This is a genomic window from Thioclava sp. IC9 (genome assembly GCF_002213225.1).
Taxonomy (GTDB): Bacteria; Pseudomonadota; Alphaproteobacteria; order Rhodobacterales; family Rhodobacteraceae; genus Thioclava; species Thioclava nitratireducens.
The window spans coordinates 1-5598 of sequence record NZ_NBNX01000021.1; the positions used below are offsets into that span (position 1 = coordinate 1).

A 5598-nucleotide genomic window follows, 5' to 3' on the forward strand; every position below is an offset into this window, starting at 1 on the left:
ATAATCGGAGAACTGATCGGTGGAGGCGGCACCGTTCGCCTTCAGGCTCGAGATGAGCTGACCGTAGGTCTTCACCGTCTCGCCTTGGCCCATGCCGGAGGTCGTGCCCGCATCCGCCGAAGCGCCCGTATCCACATTCGCGCCGACATCGGTGCCCGCACCCTGCGCAGCAACCGAAGCGCTGCCGCCCATGTCAGTCGAAACGCCGGCAGCGGCGTTGCTATCCTGGGCGAAGGCCGCGACGGGAGCCGCAGAGGCGAGAAGGCCGACGAGGGCGATCGATTTGAGGCTATAGGTCATAGTAGTCTCCTTCCATTTCTTGCGCCGACCATCGGCCGGCAGGAGGAGAACACGGGTGAGGTAATTGCCGTTCCGCGGGGCGAAAAGGGTCGGAAGAACCCTGCCCAAACTTCGATTATCGTGAGCGCGATCACGCCGGACAGAGACCGACATTCCGATTGATAACTGGAACCACGGGGCGCGTGCCCGACGCTCGTTCTTCAGAGCGCCGGGCCGCGTTGTCAGCCGATCTGGGCGGCTGCGGGGCCAAAGAACTCGTAGTGAATCCGCGCGTCCGGCACATTGGCGGCCTTCAGGCCCTTGACCATCTCCTGCATGAACCCGGTCGGGCCGCAGATGAAATAGTCGGCCTTTTCGGCATCGCTGATCTGGACCAGCCAGCTGGGATCGACACGTCCGGAATGCACACCGTTCGCAACATCAGTCTCTTCCGGCGCCTCGTAGAAGACATGGGTTTCATGTGCCTTTGTACGGGGCGTATTGCTGAGCGCATGGGTTTGACCATTCCGGGTGGCGTGGACATAGACCATCCGCAGATCGCCGCCGCCGTAGCTCTCGAGCATCGAGATCATGGGCGTGAGACCCACCCCGCCCGACAGAAGCACGATTTCCTGCTTGCCCTTCGGATCGAGGAAGAATTCGCCGGCGGGCGCGGCCACGTCGAATTCGGCGCCGACCTCGACCGTGTCGTGCAGCCAGTTGGAGATCCGCCCGCCAGGTTCGCGCTTGACCGTAATCCGGTAGGACTGGCCATCCGGCGCCGAGGAGATCGAGTAGTTGCGACGATATTCCTCGCCCTCCGCAGGGGTGAAGCGGAAGCTCAGATACTGGCCGGGGCGATGCTTGAGAACCGGCATGCCGTCAACCGGATAGAGCGTGAAGGACGCGATCTCGGAGGTTTCCTTCTCTTTCGCACCGACCCTGAAGCGACGCCAGCCACGCCAGCCGCCGTCCTGCTCTTCCGCACTGGCGTAAATCTGTTCCTCGCGGGCGATCAGCGTATCGGCGAGGAACCAGTAGGCTTCGCCCCAGGCGTTCAGAATTTCAGGCGTGGCGGCGTCTCCCAACACCTCCGCGACAGCCCCGAGCAATGCTTCGCCGACATGCGGATAATGCTCGGGGAGAATCTGCAGGCCCACGTGTTTTTGCGCGATCCGCTCCAAGGCGTCCGCGAGGACGCCGGGGTTCCGGATATGGGTCGCATAGGCCACCAGGGCACCCGCGAGCGCCTTGTGCTGCGGCGAGTTGCCATGCTGATGCGACATGTTGAAGAGCGCGCGAATTTCGGGAGCGGCCAGCAGCCGCCGATACATCACGGGCACGATCTGATCGACGTGTTCCGCCACGACCGGCGCAGTAGCTTCAATGATCGCGAGTGTTTCTTCCGAGAGCGGCTTTGCCATTCCTGTCTCCTAGGCTATAAAACATACCAACAAGACGCATCTATTTGCTCAGCCATTAAGATGCCAATCACAGGTATGTTTTTCCCGTGCGACATTCTGTCCGGACTCGTGGTACGAGACGGGTCGCTGAGGAGGCTGCATCAGGAGAAGTGCGAATGCGCTTGAACGACACCACGGACCTCGCCTTGCGGGTGATGATCTACGCCGCTTCGATGAAAGACCGACGTTTCACGATCGATCAACTCGTCGAAGCCTATCGCGCGCCACGCAGCACCATGATGAAAGTCGTCAACGCACTGACCCGGGGGGATTTTCTGGTGGCGCAACGCGGACGCTCTGGCGGGTTGGGACTTGCCCGGCCAGCGCAGGAGATCGGCGTGGGGACGATCGTGCGCCACATGGAGACGGATTTCGACCTCGTGGAATGTATGCGCAGCGGCGGCGACTGCACGATTACCGCCGCATGCCGCCTCATCGCGCCCTTGGCCGAGGCGCGCGCAGCGTTCCTGACGACGCTGGACGCCTACACGATCGCCGATATCGCAATCTCCCCGCGCGATTTTGGCCTCGCCGCGTCGTGACGAGAATGGTCAGGATTGACCGTCTCCGGGTTGCGAGTGCCGGAGGCAGAGCAAGCGGGTAAAAGCGAAGCTGCGCGATGACCGCCAGGAAGTTGTCGCTGCGAATGGTTTTGGGGCGATGGATGTCGCTTCGCGGACCTTCGGTTCGTTCACGATCAGCTCGCGTTACCCAAGAAACTGCGGTTTCTGACCATCGTCCAGAGTCATTCACGTTACTGTCCAGCGACGGCTGTGCGGTTTCGGTATCGCGGTGAAGATGTCGTTCATACGCATGAACGGATTTGTAGGAAGCTCGGACACCCAAAAACGAGACGGGTCGATGAGGGCCATGAGTTCATCTGCCGCGACCTCGATCTCTGGGCTCATGTCAGGCAGGTCACCGTGGGCTTCTCACGGCCCGGAAAGCCAACCGACAACGGCTTCCTCGAGGCCTTCAACAGCAAGCTACGGGCCGAGTGTTTAAACGCCCGTCGCCACCGTCGCTCGGACCAATGGCGCAACATTGGAACCTTCATGAGCCTTGCGGAGGCCGCGGAAAACTGGAGGATCGGCGCAAACACTACAACCAAGCCACTAGTGAAGCGCAGGCTTGGCAATTTTCAGAGACAGCCTCTCGACATTCATCTGATACCCCCCTAGCTTTCGAAGCTGCAGACATCGAAATAGGAAGCGCAAGTCCATGAAATCAAAGGGAGAGGTGCTTGACGGCGCCTGCGCAGACCGTCAGGCAAAGACGCTCTACCAAGATTTTCGAGATCAAATTTCCAACTGATCTAAGTCAGTGAAATCCTGCGACCTGGAAGATGAAAGCTCTGTAACGAAATCTCAGAAGATATCGAGAGGGCACCGCCCCTTGATGATGCGATGAAAAATCTGGCACATCCACCACACCGTAATTGATGTGCTTGAAAACTGCGGAAAGTAGCTTCGATTAGTCAAGCAGGAAGACAGAGCGTATTTGGCAATAAATACTACCCAAGCCCATGTGGCACCTGCCAATATTAGCTCACTCACACAAGCTGCTTACGTATCGGTGTTGATGTCAGGGCGCCCAAATGAAAAAATCGACAGCTAGCCTATATGTCACGAACTTCAAAAAAAGGTTCACAGGCGTATCTTCAACTGCGGCAGCGGTGTTACGGCAGCAGCAAAATTTACTGAATGTAGCGCTTGTTGGTTACGCATTGCCGAAATGCGCAAAACCGATTGGTTTTTTCCGCGCTCTCCGGGAATGTCGCGAGCCTCCTGCCGGACGTAAATTTTCAATTTGGCACACACGGCGAAACATTGAAATGCAACTTGCTATATTGGCCCGAGATGTCCTGCGCCTGCCAATAAGAATTGTTTTCACCTCAGCCGCACAACGTCGCCATTCAGCTTGGCCACGCTGGCTAATTTCGCGAATGGATGCGGTAATTGCAACAACTGAAGAGGCCGCCAAATATGTGCCTAATGTGGTTGCAGTAGTGCCTCATGGAGTGGATACGGAGCACTTCTTACCCGCCCAAGAAGAAAGCTATAAGCGCAAGTGGAAAGAACTGCAACTTCCCGGGGAATATGGGATCATAACGGTGGGGCGCGTGCGTCCAGAGAAAGGCACGGACCTTTTTATCGACGCTATGATTACCGCGCTTCCGGACCTGCCGGGAGCTTGCGCTATTGTTGTCGGAACGGCGAGACCCGAACACCAAAAATTCCAGGAAAAAATAGAGAAACGCGCAGAAGCAGCTGGGCTTTCAAGTCGGATTGTTTTTTTGGGAGAAGTAGATCCCGACAAATTGCAACAGATATTGCAGGGATGCCGAGCGCTCGTGGCACTCCCCCGTTATGAAGGATATGGGATGACGCCTCTGGAAGCCATGGCTACCGGACTTCCAGTGATTTTGAGTGAGACCGGCTACTTCAAAGAGTTCGTGGGAGAAAATGATACAGACACCGGCTCATGTGGCGCGGTTGTACCAATAGAGGGCCCCGAATTAGCAGCAGAGGCTCTAATAAGAATTCTCAAGGACAAAGACTTATACCATCAAAAATCGATAGCCGCCAGAAAAAGGGCCGTGCGAAAATTTAGCGTAACTTCCGAAGTGAATGCGATAAATATCGTTTACGAAGACCTATGGTCCCTTGCCGACAAAAATAATAAGATCACGCGATCGAGTTAACTTATATACGCTAAAGGTTGGGTCCTGAAGCGTTTCAATCAGATCTTCGATTTGAACCGGCATCCCAATGGACAAAAGGGCGAGATTGAGCTAACAGCAAACCAGACCAATCGCTCGGAGTATGCGTACGCCTATGTACTGCCTGGTAATTAATTTGAGCACTGCGACCGCGCGCATGTCATTTATGGCCGATCAGCTGAACAGGCTGAAAATACCTTTTCAGAGGATCGATGCATTCACGCCAGAAATGGTAATGAATTATGAGAATTCTTTTGAATGGTCAAGCTGGGAGCGCCCTCTCAAAGATACCGAGAAAGCATGCTTTTTAAGCCATGTGGAGGCGTGGAAATTTGCCGCAGCACAGGATGAAAGCACCCTCATACTAGAAGACGATGCGCTTCTTTCCTATCAGACGCCCAGTGTCCTAAATGCGATTGACGAAATCGAAGGCATTGAGCATGTGACCCTTGAGGTACGGACGCGCAAGAAGATCATTAGTAAGGTTGGGCGCGCGATCGGGGCCAAGCACCAACTACTCCGCCTCTATCAAGACAGGAGCGGCGCTGCTGCTTACGTAATTTCGCCTTCTGGGGCGCGAAAACTTCTTGCGCGGGCGTCCAAAGAGGTCGCCCTCGCTGATGCGCTGATCTGCAAAGCCTATGAATTGAAAAGCTTTCAAGTCGAACCGGCTTGCAGCGTGCAGCTAGACCGCGCCGCGGACTACGGCATTACAAATCCTTTTAATACCGTCTCTCAGATAGACTCAGGAAAACCAACGCCGATAACCAAACAGGCCTCTGGCTTTCGCGCCCGTCGGATCGGTGCGCAGCTCCGCATGGCCTATCGCGCCCTAAGGCACGTTGGAATAGCTGAACGACGTGAAATTCGCCTAGACCCCGCGCATTTCCTCTAGGACTGACTTCGTCAGGCTTTCCACCACCGGTTTTTTTCGCGCCGGAGCAAGCGGCGCGCCCGATTGAAAACCTGTCCTCAATTTGGAACCTACGCCAAATTTCATTGGGAACCGGCCCCGCAGGTTCGCCCCCCGAAGAACGGATGCAGCCGCCATACCATGTGATCTGATCCCCGGAAACTGGACCGTTTGAAGCTGGAGTTTTCCGCTACGCTTCCTTGGCTGGAAGAGGAGTGGAA

General features: G+C 56.1%; 5 protein-coding genes and 1 pseudogene. 4 read left to right on the plus strand and 2 right to left on the minus strand.

Annotated elements, in window-relative coordinates:
* Both B6V76_RS19505 and hmpA read right to left on the minus strand, forming a co-directional pair.
* The coding region (locus B6V76_RS19505) for a hypothetical protein (protein ID WP_206184258.1) at positions 1 to 300 on the minus strand (300 nt) is incomplete at its 3' end.
* Between the two features lie 221 nt (positions 301 to 521).
* Positions 522 to 1703 (minus strand): NO-inducible flavohemoprotein, encoded by a 1182-nt coding sequence (hmpA, locus tag B6V76_RS19510; RefSeq protein WP_088728317.1) that lies wholly within the window; start codon positions 1701 to 1703, stop codon positions 522 to 524.
* Between the two features lie 155 nt (positions 1704 to 1858).
* On the opposite strand from hmpA, the gene B6V76_RS19515 reads away from it, so the two are divergent.
* The 4 genes and pseudogenes from B6V76_RS19515 (at position 1859) to B6V76_RS19530 (ending at position 5359) form a co-directional block, all read left to right on the plus strand.
* Positions 1859 to 2284 (plus strand): Rrf2 family transcriptional regulator, encoded by a 426-nt coding sequence (locus B6V76_RS19515; protein WP_075777003.1) that lies wholly within the window; start codon positions 1859 to 1861, stop codon positions 2282 to 2284.
* Positions 2285 to 2336: 52 nt separating this feature from the next.
* A pseudogene (locus B6V76_RS19520) lies at positions 2337 to 2923 on the plus strand (DDE-type integrase/transposase/recombinase); the annotation flags it as partial.
* Between the two features lie 416 nt (positions 2924 to 3339).
* Entirely contained in the window at positions 3340 to 4446 is a 1107-nt protein-coding gene (locus B6V76_RS19525) for a glycosyltransferase family 4 protein (protein ID WP_088728319.1), read from the plus strand.
* Between the two features lie 133 nt (positions 4447 to 4579).
* On the plus strand, positions 4580 to 5359 hold the full coding sequence (locus B6V76_RS19530; RefSeq protein WP_088728320.1) for a glycosyltransferase family 25 protein: 780 nt from the start codon (positions 4580 to 4582) through the stop codon (positions 5357 to 5359).
* Positions 5360 to 5598 lie beyond the last annotated feature (239 nt).